This window comes from Nonomuraea sp. NPDC049607, from assembly GCF_040675375.1.
Classification (GTDB): domain Bacteria; phylum Actinomycetota; class Actinomycetes; order Streptosporangiales; family Streptosporangiaceae; genus Nonomuraea.
The window spans coordinates 1-22,969 of sequence record NZ_JBFAOV010000069.1 but is presented as its reverse complement, the minus strand read 5'-3'; the positions used below and the strand labels follow the sequence as shown (position 1 = coordinate 22,969).

Sequence of the window (22,969 nt, the reverse complement as noted above, 5' to 3'; positions counted from 1 at the left end):
GGCGCGTCCCCGGCCGGGTTACTCACCCGGCCGGGGACGCCGCGTTCCGGTCAGGCCGCCCGGCGGCGCAGGCCCAGGGCGCCCACGACGACGCCGATGATCCCGGCGACCAGCCCGGCGCCGCCCAGCAGGCGGGCCGTGCCGTCGGAGGCCGACGCGGCCGCCACCGGCGCCACCGACGGGCCCGTGGCGGCGACCGGCGCGGCCGAGGCCGGCGTGCTCGCGGCGGAGTGCTCGTCACCGCCGGAGGCCGGGACGAGCTTCAGCGTGGGGACGGGGTGCTCGGCCTCGGTGCCGTCGGACTTGGGCGCGTCGGCCCACTCGACCACCTCGCCGCCGGAGTACGTCTGCTTCGTCGGGAACGTCAGCGAGTCGACGTCCTTGGGCAACTGGCCCATGGACACCTCGAACTCCTGGAACTCACCCGGGTTGATCTTGCCGCCGGACCACACGACCGTGGTGACGGCCTCCTCCAGGTCGCCGTACTCGGTCTTGACCGGCTTGGGCAGCTTGCCCTCGGTGACCTTGACGTCCCAGCCGGGCACCGGCTTCACCGACACGAACGCCAGCGGATGGTCGGTGGGGAAGCTGATCTGGACCTTGGTCGTCGAGGCGTTGTCGCGCTCGTTGGGCACCCGGAAGGCCACCTTGGTGAACCCGCCCTGCTCGGCGGAGCCGGGGGTGATGGAAACGTGGGCCAGCGCGGGCGCGGCCAGGGCGGCGGTGAGGGCGGTGGCGGCGGCGAGCACGGTCGCCGCACGACGGACGAAGGACATGACGGAACTCCACTTCGGAAGACAGGGGTTTGAGGGGTGTCAGCAGGTCAGGCGGGAAGTGGAGGACCACGCCTGGCCACCCGGTGCCGGAACCCCGGCTGCGGGGGGACCACCCTGGTGTGCACGACCGGCACGCCCGGCCGCACGGCGGGCACGACCGCGAGCAGCAGCGGCGGCACGAGCCGCAGCCCGAGACGGCGCAGCAGGGACCACAGCGCGATCTCGCCGCGCGACAGCCACCAGCCGGTCACCAGGGTCGCCGTGAGGTGCGCGAGCAGCATACCCGCGTTGACGGCCAGGCCCTGACCGTGACCGTGCTCGAAGACGTAGGAGGACGGGCTGCCGCCCGCGAACAGCTCGTGCAGGCCGAACTGCGCCACCCCGAGCACGATGTTGATCGTCGCCGCCGACCGTTCCCTGCCGGACAGCGCCAGCCCCAGGCCGGACACCGCCGCCAGGCCCAGCGCCGCCGCCAACGGCCCCGGACGCCCGCCGCCGCCCACCACGTGGGCGAGGGCAGCGAGGGTCACGCAGACGGCGGCGAAGGCGGCCGTCCGCGCGAGCCGGAGGGGAAGTCGCGCACGCATGTGTGCCACATGGTCTCACGGGGCGCGGTCGAGCGAGACCCCTAGTTCTGAGCCGGCCAATGCCTGGTCCAAAAATGGCATTTGTCGCTAGGGTCGTGCCGAGCGCGTCGACATTTGAGGGTGAGAACGTTGCGGCACTTAGCAGGTTTGCTCATCGGCGTCGTGGTCACGGTGGCCGTCCTGGGCGGTGGCGGATGGGCCGTGCAGCAGGCCCTCGCCAGTGCGGCGACGACACCGCCGCCGCCCGACAACCAGAAGATGTGGATCGCCCTGGGGGCCATGGCCGCCGTCGGGCTGGTCGTGGGTCTCGTGGTGGCCGGCCGGATCTCGCCGCTGGCCACGTTCGTGCCCTCGATGGTGCTGCTGGCCTGGACGGTCGTCTACGCCCTCGACACCGGCAGGGCGCTGTCCCTCATCCCCGCCGAGCTGTCGGTGAACCAGATCGTCAGGGACGCCGGCGCCGGTGACAAGATCCTGCTCACCACGGGCGTGCTGGCCCTGCTCGGCGTGGCCCTGTTCATCCCCGTGCTGATGCCCTCGCGCTGGTCACGCCGGCACGACGACCTCGACGACGACGACTACGAGACCTCGCCGGAGGGCGGCTACTACTGACCGCCGGTGTAGAGCCTGGTCACCACGTCCTCGATGGTGGTCTGCTCCGGGGCCGTGGCCATGAGTTCGGCCAGCGTCCCGTCGAAGGTCAGCCGGCCGTGGTCGATCAGCATGATCCGGCGGCACAGGCGCTCGATGTCGCCGAGGTCGTGCGTGGTCAGCAGCACGGTCGTGCCGCGTTCGGCGTTCTGCCGCTGGAGGAAGGCGCGGATGCTCGCCTTGCTGACCACGTCGAGGCCGATGGTGGGCTCGTCCAGCACCAGGATGTCGGGGGCGTGCAGCAGCGCCGCGGCCAGGTCGCCGCGCATGCGCTGCCCCAGGCTGAGCTGGCGCACCGGGGTGCGCAGGAAGGCGCCGAGGTCGAGGGTCTCGGTCAGCTCGGTCAGCCGGGCCCGGAACGTTCCGCGATCTACTTTGTAAAGGTGCCGGATCAGTTCGAAGCTGTCCTGGAGCGGCAGGTCCCACCACAGGGTCGTCCGCTGCCCGAACACCACGCCGATCCGGCGGGCGAGCGTGGTGCGCCGGCGCGAGGGGTCGAGCCCCGCCACCCGCACCGAGCCCGAGGTGGGGGTGAGGATGCCGCACAACATCTTGATCGTGGTGGACTTGCCCGCGCCGTTGGGCCCGAGGTAGCCGACGAACTCGCCGGCCGGCACGCTGAACGACAGATCGCGCACGGCGTGCACGACGGTGCGCTTGACCTTGAACGAACGTCCCGCCTGCAGCAGCTCGATCATCCCTAACTCCCCGTCGATCGGTAGTGCCTGATGCCCTGCCGCCAGGCTGCGGCGGCGGCCAGCGCGAGGACCAGCGCGGCGGCCGGTCCGAGGAACCGCATGAACCCGGGCGTGCCGAACGGGTCGTCCCGGCCCAGGACGTAGAGGCCGGGCTGCCAGTTGACGAAGGCCAGGGGCAGCGCGTACGTGATGCCGCGGACCAGGTCGCGGGCGTAGATGCTGAGGGGGTACTGGTTGAGCTGGTAGGTGCCGTAGGTGAAGGAGTTGGCCACCTCCGGCGCGTCGGTCAGCGCGAACTGGAGCGCGCCGGCCAGCGTCCAGAGCGCGGCGAAGATGACGATGCCGGTGACGATCATGACGGGGATCATCCAGGCCCGCCGCCAGTCGAGGCCGAGCGCGGCCACGGCGTAGGCGAGCACGGCCACCGCCTGGACGACGCGGCCGATCCTGGTGGGGACGAAACGGTCGGCGGCGATCTGGATCCAGGCCGGGACCGGGCGGATGAGGAACGTGTCGAGCGTGCCGGCCTTGATGTGCTGGCTGATGCGGTCGAGGTTGCTGACGAAGGTGTCGCAGACGGTGAAGGCCAGGCTGGCCGTGCCGTACAGGAACAGGACCTCCTCGCGGGTGAACCCGGCCAGGGCGTCGGTGTTGGCGAAGACGACGAGGATGGCCGCGACGTCCATCGCGCCGGTGGCCAGGCCGAAGACGAGCATCAGGATGAAGGAGGCGCGGTAGGCGGCCGCGGCGCGGGTCCAGGTCCAGGCCAGCAGGAAGTACGTCCTAACCACCCTGGATCACCACCTTGTGGCGGACGAGACGGGTGGCCAGCAGGCCGAGCGCGAACAGCGTCGCGGCCCAGAACGCCTGGAGGGCGAGCGTCTGCCCCACGGGAGCCTTGCCGAGGTAGAGGTCGGCGGGCGCCTGGACCATGGAGGCCCACGGCAGGGCTCTGACCAGCTCGCCCAGCAGGCCGGGGAACAGGTGGAGCGGGAGCATCATGCCGCTGAAGAACGTGGTCAGGACCAGGGACAGGACGGCCACGCCGCGGTCGTCGGCGAGCCAGCAGACCGACAGGGCGACGAGGTAGCGCCAGCCGAAGCTGATCAGCACGCCGATGAGCAGGCCGGCCAGGACCCCCGCCCACCGGGTGGGGGAGGTGGGCGCGGTGACGCCGAACAGGACCGCGCCGAGCAGCAGCGGCGGGATGCCGCGCACCAGGAACAGGTACGCGGCCCGGCCCAGGTCCTCGGCGAGCGTCCAGAGCTGGAGCGAGGCGGGGCGGACGAGGTCGAGCGCGATGTCGCCGCTGCGGATGCGTTCGGGGAGGGGCAGGCCGCCGCCGAACAGCATCATCGGGCCGATGAAGGCCTGGGTGACGAAGCAGTAGGTGACGGCGTCGGTGACGTCGTAGCCGGCCAGGCCGGGGCGGGCCTGCCACAGGGCGATGAGGACGTAGGCGCGCAGGATGCCGAACACGCTGTTGGTGAACGCGCCGGCGAGCGCGGCCCAGACGTAGACGGCGTGTTTGCGGAAGCCGTACCGGACGAGCCGGGCGTAGAGGGGAATCGTGGCACACCTCCGAAGAGTGAGGACATGTTTACCGAACGTGTCCGAGCCCGTGCGCGGGTCTGCCTGGCGGAAGTCTGGAATTATCCGCCGGAGGCCCGGCGGTCCGCAACGAGATAAACGCCGGCGGCCTGCGCCGGTGGGGACGTGCGGTGCAGGGCAGGGGAGCGGGGACGACGTCGCACGAGCCGCCGCCACGGGCGGGCGTGCGCGTCGAGGGGCGTCGGGGTGCGTCGGGGGGCTTCGCGTAAATCCGGAATATCTGGAGAAGGGATGAGATCCCTACTGGCCGGTAGACCGAGGGCGTTTTAGGGAACATAAGGGGTGGAGGACCGTGATGCGCATCAACCAGGACGTAGCACCCGACTACCCCTTGAGCTGGCAGGCCCGGGCCCTGACCTCGGTCATGTGGGGCACCCTGAAGCCGGCCTCCACGGTGCTGATGCGTCATCCGCTGGCCCTGATCGGCGCGGCCGCCCTGGGCGAGCTGACCCGGCTGATGCCCATGCACCTGCCCGAGCACGCCGTCGTCGCGCCGGCCGACGGGCCGGAGTGCGGCGGCGAGTGGGTCCGCGCGGGGCCGGGCGTGGACGAGCGCAAGGCGCTGCTCTACTTCCACGGCGGCGGCTACTTCTCGTGCTCGCCGCGCACCCACCGGCCCATCACCTGGCGGCTGTCGGCCGTGGCCCGGCGGCCGGTGCTCGCCCTGGACTACCGGCAGGGCCCGGTGCACCCGCTGGCCGACTCCCTGGCCGACGCGCTGGACGCCTACGAGTGCCTGATGCGGAACGGGCACGCCGCCGAGGACATCATCATCGCCGGGGACTCTGCGGGCGGTCACCTGACGCTGGCCACCCTGCTGGCCCTGCGCGACCGCGGTCTGCCGACGCCCGCCGCCGCGATCTGCCTGTCGCCGTGGGCGGACCTGACCGACATCCCGCGCCGGGCCAACCGCTGGCAGGACCCCATGCTGCCGGCGGGCCGGGTGCGCTGGCTGGCCCGCCACTGGACCTGCGGGCTCGACCCGTGGGACCCGCTCGTCTCGCCGGTGCACGGCGACTTCACCGGGCTGCCGCCGCTGATGATCGTCACCGGCTCCACGGAGGTGCTGCGGGACGAGGCGCGGCGGGTGGCCGAGCGGGCGCGCATGGCGGGGGTGCCGGTCAGGTACGAGGAGTGGCGGCGGATGCCGCACGCGTTCCCGATCCTGGCCGACGTCCTGCCGGAGGCGCGGCTGGCCTTCCGGCACATGTCGGCGTTCCTGGAGGCCGTGGCGGCCCGGGCGGCACGGGCGGCGGCTCGGGCGGCGGCTCGGGGGGATTCGGCGGCGGCCTGACTGGGCCGGGCGTGTCGGGGTAGCTTGGCCTGATATGTCGCAGCTTGGGGTTGTGTGCTGAGGAAGGCGTCCAGGCTTTGCGGTGGCCTTGCCCGTCAATCCCGCTGTAAGGTTAGGTATACCTAACTAACACATGGGGGCTGAAGTGATGGCTGACAAGCCCACGGACCACCATCGGGGCGTCGTCCTGCGGACCGAGCGGCTCTCCCCGCACATGATCCGCGTCGTGGTCGGCGGCGACGGCCTGCGCGACTTCGCCTGCCGCGGGCTCACCGACCATTACGTGAAGCTCGTCTTCCCGCACGAGGGCGTGGAGTACCCCGAGCCCTTCAACGTCAAGCACGTGCGCGAGACGATGCCGCGCGAGTTCTGGCCGCGTCTGCGCACCTACACCGTGCGCGCGTGGGACCCCGACGCCCTTGAGCTGACCCTCGACTTCGTCCATCACGGCGACAAGGGCCTGGCCGGTCCGTGGGCCGCCACGGCCGTGCCCGGCGACGTCGTGCTCTTGCTGGGCCCCGGCGGCGGCTACGTGCCCGACCCCGAGGCCGGCTGGCACCTCATGGTGGGCGACGAGAGCGCGTTGCCGGCCATCGCGGCCTCCCTGGAGGCGCTGCCCGAAGGGGCTCTCGCCCACGTCCTGCTGGAGGTGGACGGCCCGGAGGACGAGCTGAAGCTCGGCACGGCGGCCGACGCGCGGATCACCTGGCTGTACCGGGGCGAGCGGCCGGTCGGCCGGGCGCTGGTGGAGGCGGTGCGCGCGCTGGAGTTCCCCGAGGAGGACGTGCACGCGTTCGTGCACGGCGAGGCCGGTTTCGTCAAGGAGCTCCGGCGTCACCTGCGGCTGGATCGAGGCGTCCCGATGGCGCGGCTGTCCATCTCCGGCTACTGGCGCCTCGGCGTGGACGACGAGGGCTGGCGGGCGGTCAAGAACGACTGGAACCGCGAGGTCGAGGCCGACGAGGCCCGCGCACTGGCCTCCTGACTCCCTTATGGTCGAAAGCTCGCCAACCACAAAAAGCCACTTCAGAACGTTCCACCTCAGCCCTTACTCACCCTCCGGGCATGAACGTCTTACCTCCGATACCCCTTGCGCAAAACGCGCGAAAAGGGCCCCCGGATCTCGCCACAGTGTGCCTTGCCGTGTCCCACACAGGAGAGGCGAGGCCCGGATGGCGCGTGGTGCGAGCGACATGCCTTCTGGCGTGCGACCGCTTACGGTGGGCGACCCGGTCGTCATCGGCCGGTACCTTCTCCTCGGCCGTCTGGGGGCGGGCGGGATGGGGGTGGTGTACCTGGCCGAACACCCGCGAGGGGGCCTGGTCGCGCTCAAGACGCCGCATCCGGTGCATCTCCACGATGCCACGTTACGGGCGCGTTTCGCCAAGGAAGTGGCTTTCTCCCGCAGATTGGTGCCCTTCTGCACCGCCACCGTCATCGAGGACGGAACCGATGGCGACCGCCCGTACCTGGTCACCGAGTACATCCCGGGGCCCGCGCTGTCGGAGGTGGTCAGGGCCGCCGGAGCGCTCACGCCCGACCTCGCCTACGGCGTCGCGCTCGGGGTGGCCGCCGCGCTCGTCGCGGTGCACGAGGCCGGTCTGGTGCACCGCGATCTCAAGCCCGGCAACGTGCTGCTGTCGTCCAGGGGGCCGCGGGTCATCGACTTCGGCATCGCCTGGGACGTGGACACCCACGCCGCCCACCCCCGGGCCGGCCACATCATGGGCAGCCCCGGCTGGGTGGCGCCCGAGCGGCTGACCGGCGGCCCGGCGCTGCCGCCCTCGGACGTGTTCGCCTGGGGCTGCCTGGTGGCCTTCGCCGCGAGCGGCCACCATCCGTTCGGCGGCGGCGAGACGGACGTGCCGGCCCGGCGCATCCTGTTCGACCCGCCGCGCCTGGACGGCGTGCCTGCCCTGCTGCGCCCGGCCGTCGAAGCGGCGCTGGCCAAGGACCCGGGCTCCCGTCCCCGGTCGGCCGACCTGCTGCGGGCGCTGCTGGCGTCCGGCGGCGTGGGCGATCCGTGGGACCTGCGCCAGGCGGTCGGCGACGTCCTGGACGGAAGCTGGGCCGAGGTGCCGTACCCGGCGGGGTCCCCCGTCACGACGGCCGGGCCCAGGCGCAGGAGCAGGGCGAAGGCCGGAGCACACCTGTCGCACGCCGGCCTCGCGGCGCTGGCCACGGTCTCCCTCGCGGCCGTCACCGTGATCGCCGCCTCGGGCGGGGACGCCCTGAGCCTCGGCGGCGGCTCGCCGGCGCCCGATCCCGTGGTCGTGCGGCCGTACGTCAGCGTCCGTTCCACCGAGCGGTCCACCATGACGCCCACCGGCGCCCGGCCGGCCGTCCACGTGGGCGATCCGGGTGGGGAGGAGGCCGGTCCCTGTGCCGGAGCGGCCGGTCGCCGCCGCGGGGCCGGGGGCCGTCACTGCCCGCGGCCGTCGGTCTCGATCAGCACGATCCCCCAGGACGGCCCTGGCGAGTCGCCCGACCCGGCCACCCCGACGGCCACCGGAGCGTCCTGACCGCGCATGCCTCATGATCGAGGTGAGCGGAGGAGGTGTGGTCTCTCCACCGCACCCGAGAGCGAGGCCGTACATGAGCTACTACGACATAGAGGGCAACCCCATCAGCCCGGCACGGGCGCAGGAGCTGCTGGCCGACCGCGCCGGGCGGACGATCGGCGACGACCGCGTCGGCACCGCCGCGGGAACGTTCCGCGTCCGCACCCTGCACCTGGTGCTCGACCAGGCCGACGGCGGCACGGTGCCGCTGCTGTTCGAGTCGACCGTACGCCTGTCGCCCCCCGGCGCCGATCCAGGGACGGGCGGCGAGGAGGTGCTGAGCCTGCACTGGTCCACCAGGCAGCAGGCCGAGGACGCGCACGCCCAGCTCGTCCGCGACATCACCGAGCGGCAGGACCTGCCGTCCTGGGCCAGGGAGGGCGGCTGAACGCACGGCAGGCAGGAAAAGGGGCCGCGCCGGGCTGGGGGAGCCGGCGCGGCCCTTCGCCGGGGGAACCATCCCATGCCCTGGAGGTGGCCGGCGAGATCGGGAAATCAGTGGTGGAACTGCTCCTCTTCGGTCGAGCCCTTGAGCGCGGTCGTCGAGGAGTCGGGCGCGACGGCCGTGCTGACCAGGTCGAAGTAGCCGGTGCCGACCTCGCGCTGGTGCCTGGTCGCGGTGTAGCCGCGGGCCTCGGCGGCGAACTCGGCCTCCTGGAGCTCGACGTACGCCGTCATGCCGTCGGCGGCGTACCCCTGGGCGAGATCGAACATCGAGTAGTTCAGCGAGTGGAACCCGGCCAGCGTGATGAACTGGAACTTGTACCCCATGTGCCCCAGCTCGCGTTGGAACTTGGCGATCGTGGAGTCGTCCAGATGCTTCTTCCAGTTGAACGACGGCGAGCAGTTGTAGGCCAGCAGCTGGTCCGGGTAGCGGGCCTTGATCGCCTCGGCGAACTCGCGGGCCACGTCCAGGTCCGGCGTGCCGGTCTCCATCCACAGCAGGTCGGAGTACGGCGCGTAGGCCAGGCCGCGGGCGATGCAGGCGTCCACGCCGTTGCGCACCCGGTAGAAGCCCTCGGCGGTGCGCTCGCCGGTGGTGAAGGCCTGGTCGCGGGCGTCCACGTCACTGGTCAGGAGCGTCGCGGCCTGTGCGTCGGTCCGCGCGACGATCAGTGAGGGGACGCCGCACACGTCGGCGGCCAGCCGCGCGGCGTTGAGCGTCTTGATGTGCTGGCCGGTCGGGATCAGCACCTTGCCGCCCAGATGGCCGCACTTCTTCTCGGAGGCGAGCTGGTCCTCCCAGTGCACGCCCGCGGCACCGGCCGCGATCATGCCCTTCATCAGCTCGAACGCGTTCAGCACGCCGCCGAACCCGGCCTCGGCGTCGGCCACGATCGGCGCCAGCCAGTGCGGCGCGTCCGGCGCCCCCTCCGACCAGGTGATCTGGTCGGCGCGCAGCAGCGCGTTGTTGATCCGGCGCACGACCGCGGGCACGGAGTTGGCCGGGTAGAGGCTCTGGTCCGGGTAGGTCTGGCCGCCGAGGTTGGCGTCCGCGGCCACCTGCCAGCCGGACAGGTAGATCGCCTTCAGGCCGGCCCTCACCTGCTGGACGGCCTGGTTGCCGGTCAGCGCGCCGAGGGAGTTGACGTAGTCCTCGGTGTGCAGCAGGTCCCAGAGCCGCTCGGCGCCGAGCCGGGCCAGCGTGTGCTCCTCCTGGACGCTGCCCCGCAACCGCACCACGTCCTGCGCGCTGTAGGTGCGCTCGACCCCCGCCCAGCGAGGGTCGTTGTGCCACTTGTCCTGCAGCTGCTCCGCAGCTCCCTTGAGGCGATCGTTCATCGTTCGCTCCTTTGTCGTCCCCTGGGGCTCACCTCGATCATCTGCCCGGAGAGCCGGTGTCAACAGGCTCCATCTGGAAGAAGAACGTCCAAAGTTTCCGATGTGTGCATTACTCGTGGGTATTCAACTGAGAAGAAAACGCAAGTTTTCCTGTTGGACTAGACCACTCGCTCTCTGGAACCGCACCTGGCTCTCGTGTCCCGCTGCGGCATGCCCCGAGTGCCCAAAGGCTAGAAAATGGGCCGAATTTCTGTCTAAGATGCCTTCATGGCGTCCCTGCTAGGCGAAGAACCGCTGTCTTTGACGCAGGAGCTCGATCTGCTCGCGTTCGGCCAGCGCCTGCGCCACCTGCGCAAACAGCGCGGCCTCACCCTGTCGGACCTGGGCTCGCGCGTCAGCAGGGCGCCCAGCCAGCTGTCGCTGCTCGAGAACGGCAAGCGCGAGCCCAAGCTCTCGCTGCTCAAGTCCCTGGCGACCGCGCTGGGCGTCCCCGTCGAGGAGCTGCTGCGCCGCCAGCCGCCCAACCGGCGCGCCCAGCTCGAAATAGCGCTGGAGGAGGCGCAGCGCGACCCCATCTACGCCGGGCTCGGCCTGCCCCGGCTCAAGGTGTCCGCGCGCGTCCCCAACGACGTGCTCGAACACCTGCTCGGCCTCTACGGCGAGCTGCGCGCGCGGCAGGCCCGCGGCACCGCCACGCCCGAGGAGGCCAGGGCCGCCAACGCCGAGCTGCGGCGCAGGCAGCGCGAGGTGGGCAACTACTTCCCCGACATCGAGAAGGCCGCCGCCGAGGCGCTCGACGCCGTCGGCTACCGCACCGGCGCCCTGTCCCAGAGCACGATCCAGGGCCTGGTCACGCACTTCGGCTACACCGTCCACACCGCCCAGGACCTGCCGCGCTCGGTGCGTTCCATCACCGACCTGCGCAACCGGCGCATCTACGTCAAGCACGAGCAGCTCGGCATGCACACCCCGCGCACGATCCTGCTCCAGACGCTCGGCCACCTCGCGCTGGGCCACGGCAAGCCGCGGGACTTCGCCGACTTCCTGCGCCAGCGCACCGAGGCCAACTACTTCGCCGCCGCCGTGCTCGTGCCCGAGCGGGCCGCCGCCCCCTACCTCCAGGAGGCCAAGGCGGCGCGGGCGCTGTCGGTGGAGGACCTGCGCGACGTGTTCGCGGTCTCGTACGAGATGGCCGCCCACCGTTTCACCAACCTGGCCACCCATCACCTCGGTCTCGTCTGCCACTTCGTGCGCAACGACGCCGGCGGCACCATCTACAAGGCGTACGAGAACGACGGCATCGTCTTCCCCGCCGACGAGCAGGGGGCCATCGAGGGGCAGCGGATGTGCCTGCAGTGGTCGGGGCGGCAGGTGTTCGCCTCGCCCGACCGGTTCTCGGTGTTCTACCAGTATTCCGACTCGCCCACCGGTACCTATTTCTGCGTCGCCCACGTCGATCCGTCGCGGGAACGGGACTTCGCGATCACTTTGGGGGTGCCGTACCGGGAGTCGCGGTGGTTCCGGGGCCGCGAGACCACCAACCGCACCAAGTCCGGCTGCCCCAACGGCGACTGCTGCCGCCGTCCGCCCACCGAGCTGGCCGAACGCTGGGAGGGGTACGCCTGGCCGTCCGCGCGGGCCAACTCGCACATCCTGGCCGCCCTGCCGCCAGGGTCGTTCCCTGGCGTGGACGAGGCGGACGTCTATACCTTCCTGGAGCGCCACGCGACCCTCGCATAAGCTGACATGCGGGGGTAACGGGGGAGGTGTCGCACATGCTGCCTGATGTGCGGAAATGGTGGCATCGCCGAACGTCGTGCGCCGCGGACTGGCCGCTGCCCGACCTCGTGGCGGCCAAGGGGAGCACCACGGTGAGCGTGGTCCTCCCGGCCCGTGACGAACGGGAGACCGTGGGGGAGATCGTCGAGGTCATCCGGCGCGAGCTGGACGGCCTCGTGGACGAGATCGTCGTCATCGACTCGTGCTCGGCCGACGACACCGCCCGCGTCGCAGCCCGGGCCGGGGCCGCCGTGCACGCCCAACGGGACATCCTGCCCGAACTCGCACCGCTGGAGGGCAAGGGCGAGGCGCTGTGGAAGTCGCTGGCGGTCACCTCCGGCGACGTGGTGGCCTTCGCCGACGCCGACATCAGGCACTTCCACGCCTCGCTCGTCGCCGGGCTGCTCGGCCCGCTGCTCACCGATCCCACGGTCGCCTACGCCAAGGGCTGCTACGACCGTCCGCTGAACGGTGCTCCCACCGGCGGCGGCCGCGTCACCGAGCTGGTCGCCCGTCCTCTGATCAACCTGCACTGGCCGGAACTGGCCGGGTTCGTGCAACCGCTCGCCGGCGAGTACGCCGGCCGCCGCTCGGCCCTGGAACGCGTGCCGTTCCTCACCGGGTACGGGGTGGAGCTCGGCCTGCTCATCGACCTGCTGGACCTGGCCGGGCTCGACGGCCTGGCCCAGGTGGACCTGGGCTCGCGCGAGCACGCCCCGCAGTCGACCGAGGCGCTCGGCGGGATGGCGGCCCAGATCATGCTGGCGGCGTGGTCGCGGCTGCGGCGTCAGGGGAAGATCGAGGGGCGGCATGTGCCGGGGGTGGAGCTGGCGCAGTTCCGCCGGTGCGAGGGCGGCCACGACATACTGACCCGCCATGTCGCCATCGGCGAACGCCCTCCGATGCTCACCCTGCCCCGCCCGTCCGGCCCCTGACCGCCCACAAACACCCACGAGCCGCCTGGGGCTGTGCGAGGCCCTCCGGCCAGGGCGGTCCTTCACCCGCGCCGGGCCCTTCGCGCGCGAGGGGCCCTTCGTTCACGGGAGCTTCGGTCGGTCGGGGCTACTTGAGGGCTGCGGTCACGAAGGCGGTGAGCTGGTCGCGCAGGGCGTCGTGGTCGTCGGCCTCGTCGCCCAGGATGATCCGCCCGAGCTGTGGCATCATCGCCGGGAACAGGGCCAGCCCGGTCAGCGTGAACAGCGTGCGCGCCGTCGCCTTGGACGGCTCCTCGCCGCGCCCCTCGGCCAGCGACGCCGCCTTGCGCGCGCACCGCTCGACCCGGGCCTCCTGGCCGGGCAGCAGCTCCTGGCCGCGGTAGTTGAGCGCCTCCCACATCAGCAGCCGCACCAGGTCGGGGTGGCGCCGGTAGTAGTCGGTCAGCCGGGCCACGTAGTCGACGGGGTCGGCGCCGGGCAGGGCGATCTGCGACGTCAGGTCGTCGAGCGCCTCGTTGATGACGGCGTCGAACAACTTCTCCTTGTTGCCGAAATGCCCGTAGATGCGCTCCTTGTTGACGCCGGCGCGTTCCGCGATGCGATCCACGCGCGCCCCCGCCACGCCGTACGCGGCGAACTCCTCGCGGGCGGCCTCCAGCAGGGCGGCCCTGGTGGCGGCGGTCGAGACCTTGGGTGACATGCCTTCATTCTGCCACGAACAACTAGTTGGTTGTAAACCAACTATCTAGTTGACGTCCAACTAGTTGGTTGGCTACCGTCCTCTGCCATGGCACTGACTCTTCCCCGTACGGAGGCCGCCCCGGCCGTCCGTACCGACTACGCCCGTTTCGGCCGCACCCTGTTGGCGTTCACCCTCACCGCTGTCCTGTGCAGCGGGCAGTTGTACATCGTGATCCCCCTGCTGCACGACATGGCGACCGGCTGGCACACCTCGCCCGGCGGCCTGACCTGGCTGGTCACCGCGTTCGGCGCCGGCTACGGAGTCGGGTTCCTGGTGTTCGGCCCGCTGTCCGACCGGTACGGCCGCCGCCGCCTGCTGATGGCCGGCCTGCCGCTCGCGGCCTTGACCAGCGCGCTGGTGGCGTTGAGCCCGAACCCCGAGATGGCCCTCGTGCTACGGGCCGTCCAGGGGGTGGCGGTGGCGATGTTCCCGCCCGCCGGCATGGCGTACCTGGCCGAACGGCTTGAGCCGCGGCGCCGCGTGGTCGCCATCGCCGCGGTGACCGGCGCCTTCCTCGCCTCGGCCGTGTTGTTGCAGGTGGCCGCGCAGGTGCTGGTCGAGACGGTCGGCTGGCGGGGGCTGTTCCTGCTGTCGGCCGCCGGATTCGCCCTCGCCGGGCTCGGCCTGCGCGCGGTCATGCTGCCCGACCTGCCGCGCGAGTCGGCGGGGTCGCTGCTGTCGGCCTACCGGGCGGTGCCCGGTCTGCTGTTCGACCGGGTGCTGGCGTTGCGCTACGTGGCCACGGTGATGCTGATGGCCGGGTTCGTCGCCGTCTACACCGGGTTGCAGATCTACGGCGGCACATCACCCGCCGGCCTGCTCACGCTGCGCGCCTCCGGACTGCCCTCGATCGTGCTGATGCCGGCGCTCATGCCGTGGCTGGCCCGGGTCCCCACCACGGCCAGGGCCACCGCGTTCCTGGTCATGGGCGGGCTCGCCCTGGCGGCCGTCGCGTTCACCGGAGCCGGCGCGCTCGGCCTGGTGCTCCTGCTGGCCGTGTACGTCGCCAGCATCACCGGCGGCCTGCCCAGCATGAACGAGGCCATCTCCGCCCAGGCCGGACCGGCCCGCGGCACGGCGCTCGCCCTGTTCTCCTTCGCCCTCGCCGTCGGCGGCAGCGTCGGCCCCCAGCTCGCGGCCGCCTTCGGCGGGTTCAACCCGCTCGTGTACGGCCTGGCGATCGGCATGGGCGTGGCGGCCCTGGCCGTCCTCGCCTCCGCCCGCCGCCCGGCCCCCACGGGACACTGACCCGGCGGGGCCGGTCAGGGGATCGTGACCAGCCCGCCGAGCGACAGATCGGGGCGATCGACACGCACATCGGGCAGCAGCCACGACGTGTCGATCGCCACCGCGTCGTTGAGGGCCCGCGCCAAGGGGTTGAGCGCGCCGAGCAGCGGTTCGCAGCCGCTGTCCATGGAGTGGGCCAGCGAGCAGAGCCACATCGCGACGTCGTCGGTCTGGCCGTTGAGGTTGAACCGGGCCCGGAACGTCGCGCTCGCCGGGTCGTAGGCGTTGTTCGCGTTGTTCAGGGCGAGCGGCGCGGCGTCGAGGAACGTGCCGATGGAGGCGCGCTGGCGTACCAGCAGGGTGGTGAGGTGGGCGAGATCGCGGGAGTTGGCGGCGATCTCACCCCTGTTGTCCTCGACGAAGTCCGCGACCTGCGTGAGCGTGGAGGACAGCTCGCGCAGCACCGCGCGCAGCTCCCCGCGCTCGCCGTCGAGCTGCGCCGACACGCCCGCCAGGTCCTTCATGAACGCCCGGATGCGCGCGTCGTCGCGGGCCATCGCGCCGGTGATCGTGGCGAGATCGCGCACCGTACGGGCCAGGTCGTCGCCGTCTCCCGCCAGCACGGAAGCCGCGTCGGACAGGCCGCGCACGGTGGCGCCCACCGTCTCGCCCTGGCCGCCGAACGTGCCCGCCGAGACCCGCAGCAACCGCGCCAGCGCGCCGCGCTCGCCCGCCCCGCCTGGCCGCGGAGAACCCGGCGGGGCGAGGGCCGCGGCGAGCTGGTCGTAGCCGCGTAACGCCTCGTCGATCTCGACGGGTGAGCGGGTCTCGCGCAGCGTGCCGCCGTTCTGGAGCACGGGCCCTCCCCGGTACGGCGGCGTGAGCTGCACGAACCGGTCGGCGATCAGCGACCGTGCGACGATGACGGCCTGCGCGTCGGCCGGGACCCTGCGCCCGGCGTCGAGGGCCAGCTCCACCCGGACCTTCGCGCCCGCCGGGCTGACCGCGGTGACCCGGCCGACCCGCACCCCGAGGACGCGTACGTCGGAGCCCGGATACAGCCCCACGGCGGCGTCGAACCAGGCGATGACCCGGACGCCGGCGACCGGCCTGAGCAGCAGATATCCCGCCGCCAGCGCGAGGACGGCGAGAAGTGCGGCGAGCCGGCGGTCCATCGGCCTTCCTTGATCGACTTGGGCGTACGGTGACCAGAACATTACCGTGAGTCGCCGAACCCTCGCACCTTCCGGCCGAGCCCTACTCGCCGGTAGGTTGTTACCAACGGTAACAATGGAACGGCCAGGGAGTGGACGCGATGACCGGGTTCTGTCCGGAGCTCAGTGACGACGTGATCGAGGTGCGCGACTGGGTTCACGCGTTCGCCCGCGACGTGATCCGCCCCGCGGGCGCCGAATGGGACGAACGCGAGGAGACCCCCTGGCCCGTGATCCAGGAGGCCGCCAAGATCGGCCTGTACTCGCTGGACTTCTTCGCCACCCAATGGTTCGAGCAGAGCGGCCTGGCGCTGCCGGTGGCGTTCGAGGAGATCTTCTGGGGGGACGCCGGCATCGGCCTGTCCATCGTCGGCACCGGCCTGGCCGCCGCGGCGCTGTCCGCGAACGGCACCCCGGAGCAGATGGGGGAGTGGCTGCCCCAGATGTTCGGCACGGAGAACGACGTGAAACTCGGGGCCTTCTGCGCCTCCGAGCCCGACGCCGGCTCCGACATCGGCGCCATCCGCACCCGCGCCGTCCACGACAACGGCGACTGGGTGCTGAACGGCGTCAAGACCTGGGCCACCAACGGCGGCATCGCCGACGTCCACGTGGTCGTCGCCTCGGTGGACCCGTCGCTGGGCACCCGCGGGCAGGCGAGCTTCGTCGTCCCGCCCGGCACGCCCGGCCTGTCGATGGGGCAGAAGTTCCGCAAGCACGGCATCCGCGCCTCGCACACCGCCGAGGTGATCCTGGAGGACGTGCGCCTGCCCGGATCGTGCCTGCTGGGCGGCAAGGAGAAGCTGGACGCCCGCCTGGCCAAGGTCCGCAACGGCGAGCGCGCCGGCGGGCAGGCCGCGATGCGCACGTTCGAGACCACCCGCCCGTCGGTGGCCGCGATGGCCGTCGGCATCGCCCGCGCGGGCTTCGAGTACGCCAGGGACTACGCCCGCGAACGCGAGCAGTTCGGCCGCCGGATCGGCGACAACCAGGCGATCGCGTTCCTGCTCGCCGACATGGCGACCCGCGTCGACGTGGCCCGCCTGCTGACCTGGCGGGCGGCCTGGATGGCCCGCAACGGCAGGCCGTTCGAGCAGGCCGAGGGGTCGATGTCGAAGCTGGTGGCGGGGGAGACGGCGGTGTGGGTGACCGAGCAGGCGATCCAGATCCTGGGCGGCGCCGGCTACACCCGGGAACACCCCGTCGAGCGATTCCACCGCGACGCCAAGATCTACACCATTTTCGAGGGGACGAGCGAGATCCAGCGGCTCATCATCGGCCGCGCCGTCACCGGCCTCCCGGTTCGCTGAGAACTTCGCACGTCAGATGGGGGTGGTGTGCCGCAGGTCCATCACCGCGGCACACCACCGCGCACGAGTTGTCCGCCGCCTCAGCCGGGGCGACGGACGCGAGCACGTCACCCCGACCAGCGAGCGCATACGCACGGTCACCCCGGGCGGGCAGATCGCTGATGCGGTGCCCGCACGTTCGTCAGGCACTGTTGCATGGTCTTCAGTCGCGAGCCCGTGATCGGGCAGACCCGGATCTCGCGGCCCTCCTCGTCGAGGACCTTCCTGCGCCCCAAGGGGCGGTCGAGTGTGACGGCCACGTCGACGACCCCGACGCCCGTGTCGAGGTGGGCGCGCGGCCACAACTCCTCCCGCCACCTCTCCAGCAGCGTGCGCTCGGATGCCGGGCAGACATTGCGAATCATCACCCGGACCCGGACGACTGTCTCGGACTCGACAGCTTGGGCTTCGTCGGTCTTGAGGCATTTCGTGGGGATCGCCAGGCTGACCGCCTGCATGATGAGGACCCGTCCTTCCACCTCGACCGTGTCGATCTACCCGGGAAAGGGCGGCTCGGCCGGTCGCGACCGCCGTAGTCCAGCCACCATGGAGATGGCGACGGCCAACACCAGGACGCAGCATATGCGCCACAGAAAGGACGGGCCCAAAAGGTTCATTTCTTGTGGATGTCCTTGCCGACGGCCTTCATCACGTCATGGATGTCGGTGAAGTAATTGACGCAGGTGGACTGTACGGGGTTGTTGCCGAGGCCATTGCTGCCGCCCTTGATCGTGCAGCCGATGTCGGTGACCTCGAAGCGGCAGATCTGACCATTGGACCGGGTGTCCGGGCCGGCTTCTGTCACCGAGGAAGATGGTGGGATCGTGGTCCGGCTTGCGGTGGGAGCGATGATGTGCCGGTACCGCGGGATGGGGTGGTGGCGTCGGCGCGATCCGAAGTCTGCGCCGCGAGCCTGTCAGCAGGGTTGGAGGGCGGGCAGGTGGCCTTCGAAGTAGGCGGCCGGGGTGACGCCCATCAGCGTGCGGAACTCGGCCGTCATGTGGGACTGGTCGTAGTAGCCGGTGGCCGTGGCCAGGTCGGCCCAACGGGGGCCGTCGGCACGAGCGAGGGCGAGGGCTTGACGGACGCGTTCGATGCGTTCGTAGCGTTTGGGCGACAGGCCGACGGCGTCGGCGAAAAGGGCGCGCAGGTGGCGTTCGCTGACGGCGAGGTGGCGGGCGATGGCGGGCAGCGGTTCGCGTCGCTCGCGCGCACGACCGCGCAGCGCTTGGACGGCGGCCTGGACCAGTTCGACCCTTGCCCCGTCCGCCGAGGTCCTGGCCGACAGTGCGGCCTCCAGGTGCTTGAGTGCCAGGCCGTCGTCACCGCCCGCGTACGCCAGGGCGGCGTCCAGCGGGCCGGCGGAGGCGCCCCACAGTTCCCTGAGGGGGACCACCCGGTCCACGACCTCGCTCACCGGGACGCCGAGCAACGGCCGGGTGGCGCCGGGACGCAGCCGCAACCGCAGGCAGAACGGGAGGTCCTTGCCGACGTGGTACGAGGCGCGCGTGCGCGGGCCGATCACGAGCAGGTCGCTCCGCCCGGCGGAGGTCGTACGGAAGATCAGGGATGTGTCGGGGTCGGGGAGGTGCACGAGCGGCGGCCGCTCACCCGCTGCGGGATCGTCCGCCCTCAGCACGCTCACCGCCTTGACGAGCGACCGCAGACCGTCCGGCACGGTCTTCGAGACCTCGATGCTCATGACCACACGGTAGCCGGGCCACGAGATGCGCGTGCGTGCCGAAAATTCCTATAAGGGCTGGTGGGGAGGGTGACAGGGTGGGGCGCATGATTGTTGTCACAGGTGCCACGGGCACGGTCGGCGGTGAGGTGGTCCGGCTGCTGGCGGGCCAGGGTGAGCGTGTCCGGGCGATGACGCGGACGCCGTCGAAGGTCGAGGCGTTGCCGGGGGTGGAAGTCGTCCAGGGGGATTTCGACGATCCTGGGTCGTTGGCCGCAGCGGCGCGCGGTGCCGACGCCATGTTCCTCCTCAGTGCCCCGGGCCCGTGGCTCGCTCGGCATGACGAGGCGATGGTCATGGCGGCGCAGGCTGCGGGGGTGCGGAAGGTGGTGAAGGTCTCGGCCATCGGCACGGGAGAGGAGCATGGGGGTGCCAGAGTCGGGGACTGGCATCTGGCCGGAGAGCGGGCGTTGCGCGCGGGTGAGCTGGAATGGACGATACTGCGGCCGTCCAGCTTCGCCTCCAACGCCTTGAGGTGGGCTCCCCCGGTCCGGCAGGGGCAGCCGGTGCCGAACACGACGGGCAAGGGCAGGCAGGGGGTCGTCGATCCGCGGGACGTGGCCGAGGTGGCGGTGACGGCGCTGACGTCCGACGCGCACGTACGGACCGTCCTCACGCTGACCGGGCCCGAACTGCTCGGCGTCCGGGACATGGCCAAGGCGCTGGGGGAGACGCTAGGGCGGGCCGTCGAGACGGTGGACCTGCCACTGGAGGTCTACCGCACGCAGCTGATCGCCGCCGGGGTGGATCCCGAGTTCGCCGACGTCGCGGTCGACGGCTCCCGGCTGGTGGCGCGGGACGGCAACGCCCGGCTCACTCGTGACGTCGAGCTGGTGCTGGGACGTGGTCCCCGTACGTTCCTCACCTGGGCGGCCGATCACAGCGCCGCCTTCGTCTCCGGCTGACATCGGCGCCTGAGGACGCGGGCAACCGGGAAACGCTGCTGCCAGTCACTCCGTCGTAGGGGTGGCGTGACTCCTGAACGGTCACCGCCACCCGTCTTCAGCGTGAGTTCGCCATTCACGTTCCGAAGGCGGCGATTACTTGAGAAACTGGAAGATGAACGGCGCGACCAGCCCGATCAGGGCCAGCGCCTCGGTGAGGACGAAACCGAGAAGGATGTTCTGGCGGATCAGTGGATACGCCTCTGGCTGGCGGGCGATGGCCTGCACACCCTGTCCGAAGATGATGCCGACCCCGATGCCGGGGCCGATCGCGGCGAGGCCGTATCCGATGGCGGTGATGTTGCCGGAGACTTGAGCGAGTACTTCCATTGCGCCGCCTTTCTGGCGTCCGATGAAGCAGTGTGTCGCTGGTCTTGCTGCCATTCCAGCGGGTGGACGCGAGAAAGAAAATATGGCGTTTCTCTAGTTTCTACGCAAAATGCTCGTCGATCAACGTACTGGACAAATCTATCTATATGGTGAAGGTTCTTTCCGTGCGCCCGGTGCGGGCGCACGGAAAGGACGGGTTCAGCGGGTTTCCCTGCCTTCGATGGTCGCCTTGAGCGTGGTCGTCGCGGCGCGGGCCTTGGCCGCCGGGCGGGCGGTGTCGGGGCCGGGCAGGTCGCGGCTGTAGGCGTAGACGACGGCCGCCGTGGCGATCGCGCCGGTGTTCAGCGCGAGCGCCTTGTCGTTGATGTTGGCGGTGGTGTCGCAGGCCTGGTGGTAGCAGGGGTCGTAGGGCTGTCCCGCGGTGCCGCCGAAGATCGCGGCCTCCTCGGGCGTCTTGATGCCCTCGGCGCCGGTGAAGACCCCGCCGGAGGGGATGCCGGCCTCGATGAACGGGCCGTAGTCCGAGCGGCCGTCGAAGTCGGTGCCGTTGTGCCCCTGGTGCAGGAGGTCGAAGTACTTCTCGTAGAGCTTCTCGATCTCGTCCGATCCGGGCGGGCCCGCGGGGGCGCCGACGCCGTCGGAGTCGTCGCCGTCGTAGATCTTGAAGGCGTAGTTGGTGGAGCCGAGCATGTCGTAGTCCATGAAGAGCTTGATCTTGGACAGCTCTGCCGCGGGCAGGGTCTCCACGTAGTGGATCGAGCCGAGCAGGCCCAGCTCCTCCGCGGTCCACCAGGCGAAGCGCAGCCGGTTGCGGGTCGGGATCTTGCCCAGGGCCTCGGCGACGGCGAGCGTGGCGGCGGTGCCTGAGCCGTCGTCGTTGATGCCGGGCCCGGCCGGGACGGAGTCGAGGTGGGCGCCGGACATGACGACCTTGTTCGGGTCGCCCCACTTGGAGTCGGCGATGACGTTGTAGGTGGTGCGCAGCTCGCTGACCGTGTCGGTCTTGAGGTGCACCACGGTGGCGGCCGAGGCCAGCTCCTGCCCGACGGCGAAGCTGGTGCCCACCACGGGGATGGTGACGGGCGTGCCGAGGTTCCCCCGCAGGGTCGCGGTACGGCCCGGCTGGCCCTCGTTGAAGACGATCACCGCCACGGCCCCGGCGGCCTGGGCGTTGGTCGCCTTGACCACGAAGTCGCAGGTGCCGCGCTGCAGCAGCGCGATGTTGCCCGGCGTGAACCCGGCGAAGTCGGCGGCCTCGCACCCGGAGTTGGAGGTGCTGGGCGTCGGGCCGGGCGGCAGGACGAGGTCGACGTTCTGCAGGGACGCGGTGACCTCGCCGCTCCCGGAGTACGTCATGGTGGCGAACTCGCCGACGGAGGACCCGTCGGGCGGGGTCGGCGTGAAGACGCGCGGGCCGGGGGAGACGCGCTCCATGAGCGCCGTCGACTTCTCCTCGAAGTAGGCGATGTCGAAGGGCTGGAGGGTGACGTTGTAGCCGGCCTTCTTGAGCCTGCCGACGACGTAGTCGCGCGAGGCCAGGTGACCGCTGGTGCCGGCGGCGCGGTTGCCGTTGTTGGCATTGGCGATGTTCTGCAATGCCTGCAGGTGTTTCTTCACCGCGGGGGCGGTGACCGACTCGATCAGCTTCTTCTCGGCCGGCCCAGGCGTGGGTTCCGCCTGGGCGGCGGCCGGGAGGAGAGCCAGGGGCAGGGACAGTGCCGCGGCCGTCGCGAGGACGCGGAAGGTGCCTCTGCGCAGGGTGATGCGCATACAAGCTCCTCGAACTCAGATAAACAGGTGTCTTTCCCGATTCAGCGGCCCAGGAGAATACATAAGCCGACAAATCAACCTGTGGGAAGAATCTGAGTCGTCCGATGTCGGACAGGGGTTTCCTGTAACGGGAGGGGCCTCGCGCCGTCCGCTACCAGCCCAGCTCGTCGCAGCCCTGATGGTCGACCGGCTCCACCTGCAGCGTGGCGTGCGCGATGTGGTGGCGCCGTCGCAGCACGTCGCGGGCCCGGTCCAGGACGGCGTGGTTGTCGCCGGGCTCGGCGGTGACCAGGTGGGCGGTGGCCACGTTCATGCCGGAGGTGAGCGTCCACAGGTGCAGGTCGTGCACGTCGCGTACGCCCTCGACGGCGGCCAGGTCGGCCGCCACGGCGGCGGCGTCGACGCCCTCCGGCACGTGCTGCCCCAGGACGGCGAAGACCTGGCGCCCCAGCGAGACGGCGCGGACGGCCACGAACACGCCGATGGCCAGCGCGACGACGGTGTCCCAGAACGCCTGCCCGGTGGCGGCCACCAGCCAGCCGGCCGCGATGACGCCGACCGAGCCGGCGGTGTCGGCCACCACCTCCAGGTAGGCGCCCTTGACGTTGAGGCTCTCGCCGGCCCCCGAGCGCAGCAGGAGCAGGGCCACGAGGTTCACCACGAGGCCGACGGCGCCGACGACGAGCATCGGCCCGGAGGAGACCTCGGCGCCCGCGCCGATGCGGCCGACGGCCTCGATCACGACGTACAGGGCGACGCCGAGCATCAGCACGACGGCCAGCAGCGAGGCGAACACCTCGGCCCGGTAGGAGCCGTAGCTGCGCCGTCCGGTGGTGTCGGGGCGGCCGGCGATCCTGGTGGCGACCAGGGCCGCGCCGAGGGTGACGACGTCGGCGGCCATGTGCCCGGCGTCCGACATCAGGGCCAGCGACCCGGAGATCAGGCCGTAGGCCAGCTCGACCAGGAAGAATCCGCCGA

The 22,969-nt window shown here is 71.2% G+C and carries 24 protein-coding genes; 10 read left to right on the top strand and 14 right to left on the bottom strand.

Annotated features, from left to right (window positions below; translation table 11 throughout):
• Positions 1-50: 50 nt before the first annotated feature.
• Together AB0J97_RS50155 and AB0J97_RS50150 are read right to left on the bottom strand one after the other, a co-directional pair.
• Positions 51-776: a YcnI family protein gene (locus AB0J97_RS50155; protein ID WP_364104143.1), complete on the bottom strand. Its 726-nt coding sequence runs from the start codon at positions 774-776 to the stop codon at positions 51-53.
• A gap of 47 nt (positions 777-823) precedes the next feature.
• Positions 824-1,363: an MFS transporter gene (locus AB0J97_RS50150; RefSeq protein WP_357696017.1), complete on the bottom strand. Its 540-nt coding sequence runs from the start codon at positions 1,361-1,363 to the stop codon at positions 824-826.
• Positions 1,364-1,492: 129 nt separating this feature from the next.
• On the opposite strand from AB0J97_RS50150, the gene AB0J97_RS50145 reads away from it, so the two are divergent.
• Positions 1,493-1,975 carry a hypothetical protein gene (locus AB0J97_RS50145; RefSeq protein ID WP_364104140.1) on the top strand — a complete coding sequence of 161 codons (483 nt, stop codon included), beginning with the start codon at positions 1,493-1,495 and terminating at the stop codon, positions 1,973-1,975.
• On the opposite strand, the gene AB0J97_RS50140 is transcribed toward AB0J97_RS50145, so the two are convergent.
• The 3 genes from AB0J97_RS50140 to AB0J97_RS50130 are packed head-to-tail and all read right to left on the bottom strand — an operon-like array spanning position 1,969 to position 4,191.
• The gene (locus AB0J97_RS50140) at positions 1,969-2,712 is read right to left on the bottom strand and encodes an ATP-binding cassette domain-containing protein (RefSeq protein WP_364104137.1); all 744 of its coding nucleotides are present in this window, start codon (positions 2,710-2,712) and stop codon (positions 1,969-1,971) included. The two genes, AB0J97_RS50145 and AB0J97_RS50140, sit on opposite strands and share 7 nt — an antisense overlap.
• A 2-nt stretch (positions 2,713-2,714) precedes the next feature.
• Complete coding sequence (locus AB0J97_RS50135) at positions 2,715-3,503, bottom strand: ABC-2 family transporter protein (protein ID WP_364104134.1); 789 nt, start codon at positions 3,501-3,503, stop codon at positions 2,715-2,717.
• Positions 3,496-4,191, bottom strand: a complete 696-nt coding sequence (locus AB0J97_RS50130; RefSeq protein WP_364104131.1) for an ABC-2 family transporter protein — start codon at positions 4,189-4,191, stop codon at positions 3,496-3,498. The genes AB0J97_RS50135 and AB0J97_RS50130 overlap by 8 nt, the downstream gene beginning before the upstream one ends.
• 427 nt (positions 4,192-4,618) lie before the next feature.
• On the opposite strand from AB0J97_RS50130, the gene AB0J97_RS50125 reads away from it, so the two are divergent.
• From AB0J97_RS50125 to AB0J97_RS50110, 4 genes are all read left to right on the top strand, one after another.
• Positions 4,619-5,617 carry an alpha/beta hydrolase gene (locus AB0J97_RS50125; protein WP_357696027.1) on the top strand — a complete coding sequence of 333 codons (999 nt, stop codon included), beginning with the start codon at positions 4,619-4,621 and terminating at the stop codon, positions 5,615-5,617.
• Positions 5,618-5,765: 148 nt separating this feature from the next.
• A complete protein-coding gene (locus AB0J97_RS50120) occupies positions 5,766-6,602 on the top strand; it encodes a siderophore-interacting protein (RefSeq protein ID WP_364104127.1) in 837 nt (278 codons plus the stop codon).
• A 220-nt stretch (positions 6,603-6,822) separates the two neighbouring features.
• A complete protein-coding gene (locus AB0J97_RS50115; RefSeq protein ID WP_364104124.1) occupies positions 6,823-8,139 on the top strand; it encodes a serine/threonine-protein kinase in 1,317 nt (438 codons plus the stop codon).
• Between the two features lie 73 nt (positions 8,140-8,212).
• Positions 8,213-8,566 (top strand): hypothetical protein, encoded by a 354-nt coding sequence (locus tag AB0J97_RS50110; RefSeq protein WP_357696032.1) that lies wholly within the window; start codon positions 8,213-8,215, stop codon positions 8,564-8,566.
• A 107-nt stretch (positions 8,567-8,673) separates the two neighbouring features.
• On the opposite strand, the gene aceA is transcribed toward AB0J97_RS50110, so the two are convergent.
• Positions 8,674-9,960 (bottom strand): isocitrate lyase, encoded by a 1,287-nt coding sequence (gene aceA / locus AB0J97_RS50105; protein ID WP_357696034.1) that lies wholly within the window; start codon positions 9,958-9,960, stop codon positions 8,674-8,676.
• 267 nt (positions 9,961-10,227) lie between these two features.
• Between aceA and AB0J97_RS50100 the strand changes: the two genes are divergently transcribed.
• Both AB0J97_RS50100 and AB0J97_RS50095 read left to right on the top strand, forming a co-directional pair.
• The gene (locus AB0J97_RS50100; protein ID WP_364104120.1) at positions 10,228-11,700 is read left to right on the top strand and encodes a helix-turn-helix domain-containing protein; all 1,473 of its coding nucleotides are present in this window, start codon (positions 10,228-10,230) and stop codon (positions 11,698-11,700) included.
• A 35-nt stretch (positions 11,701-11,735) separates the two neighbouring features.
• Positions 11,736-12,674 carry a glucosyl-3-phosphoglycerate synthase gene (locus tag AB0J97_RS50095; protein ID WP_357696038.1) on the top strand — a complete coding sequence of 313 codons (939 nt, stop codon included), beginning with the start codon at positions 11,736-11,738 and terminating at the stop codon, positions 12,672-12,674.
• Between the two features lie 127 nt (positions 12,675-12,801).
• On the opposite strand, the gene AB0J97_RS50090 is transcribed toward AB0J97_RS50095, so the two are convergent.
• Positions 12,802-13,374 (bottom strand): TetR family transcriptional regulator, encoded by a 573-nt coding sequence (locus AB0J97_RS50090; RefSeq protein ID WP_364104117.1) that lies wholly within the window; start codon positions 13,372-13,374, stop codon positions 12,802-12,804.
• Between the two features lie 87 nt (positions 13,375-13,461).
• Between AB0J97_RS50090 and AB0J97_RS50085 the strand changes: the two genes are divergently transcribed.
• Complete coding sequence (locus tag AB0J97_RS50085; protein ID WP_364104114.1) at positions 13,462-14,664, top strand: MFS transporter; 1,203 nt, start codon at positions 13,462-13,464, stop codon at positions 14,662-14,664.
• Between the two features lie 14 nt (positions 14,665-14,678).
• Here the strand turns inward: AB0J97_RS50085 and AB0J97_RS50080 are convergent, their stop codons facing one another.
• Positions 14,679-15,818: an MCE family protein gene (locus AB0J97_RS50080; RefSeq protein WP_364104111.1), complete on the bottom strand. Its 1,140-nt coding sequence runs from the start codon at positions 15,816-15,818 to the stop codon at positions 14,679-14,681.
• 140 nt (positions 15,819-15,958) lie between these two features.
• Here AB0J97_RS50080 and AB0J97_RS50075 point away from each other — a divergent pair, with 140 nt between their 5' ends.
• Positions 15,959-17,167 (top strand): acyl-CoA dehydrogenase family protein, encoded by a 1,209-nt coding sequence (locus AB0J97_RS50075; protein ID WP_364104108.1) that lies wholly within the window; start codon positions 15,959-15,961, stop codon positions 17,165-17,167.
• 137 nt (positions 17,168-17,304) lie between these two features.
• Here AB0J97_RS50075 and AB0J97_RS50070 read toward each other — a convergent pair whose 3' ends face one another.
• The 3 genes from AB0J97_RS50070 to AB0J97_RS50060 all read right to left on the bottom strand — a co-directional run bounded on the left by AB0J97_RS50070 (position 17,305) and on the right by AB0J97_RS50060 (position 18,908).
• Positions 17,305-17,664: a hypothetical protein gene (locus tag AB0J97_RS50070; protein WP_364104105.1), complete on the bottom strand. Its 360-nt coding sequence runs from the start codon at positions 17,662-17,664 to the stop codon at positions 17,305-17,307.
• Between the two features lie 155 nt (positions 17,665-17,819).
• Positions 17,820-18,011: a hypothetical protein gene (locus tag AB0J97_RS50065; RefSeq protein WP_364104102.1), complete on the bottom strand. Its 192-nt coding sequence runs from the start codon at positions 18,009-18,011 to the stop codon at positions 17,820-17,822.
• A 111-nt stretch (positions 18,012-18,122) separates the two neighbouring features.
• Positions 18,123-18,908 (bottom strand): helix-turn-helix transcriptional regulator, encoded by a 786-nt coding sequence (locus tag AB0J97_RS50060; RefSeq protein ID WP_364104100.1) that lies wholly within the window; start codon positions 18,906-18,908, stop codon positions 18,123-18,125.
• Between the two features lie 86 nt (positions 18,909-18,994).
• Here AB0J97_RS50060 and AB0J97_RS50055 point away from each other — a divergent pair, with 86 nt between their 5' ends.
• Complete coding sequence (locus AB0J97_RS50055; RefSeq protein WP_364104097.1) at positions 18,995-19,852, top strand: NAD(P)H-binding protein; 858 nt, start codon at positions 18,995-18,997, stop codon at positions 19,850-19,852.
• A gap of 135 nt (positions 19,853-19,987) precedes the next feature.
• Here the strand turns inward: AB0J97_RS50055 and atpE are convergent, their stop codons facing one another.
• The 3 genes from atpE to AB0J97_RS50040 all read right to left on the bottom strand — a co-directional run.
• Entirely contained in the window at positions 19,988-20,221 is a 234-nt protein-coding gene (gene atpE / locus AB0J97_RS50050; RefSeq protein ID WP_357696054.1) for an ATP synthase F0 subunit C, read from the bottom strand.
• A gap of 198 nt (positions 20,222-20,419) precedes the next feature.
• Positions 20,420-21,991, bottom strand: a complete 1,572-nt coding sequence (locus AB0J97_RS50045) for a M28 family metallopeptidase (RefSeq protein ID WP_364104094.1) — start codon at positions 21,989-21,991, stop codon at positions 20,420-20,422.
• A gap of 151 nt (positions 21,992-22,142) precedes the next feature.
• Positions 22,143-22,969 (bottom strand): cation diffusion facilitator family transporter (locus tag AB0J97_RS50040; protein ID WP_364104091.1); only part of this gene is annotated, 827 nt, incomplete at its 5' end.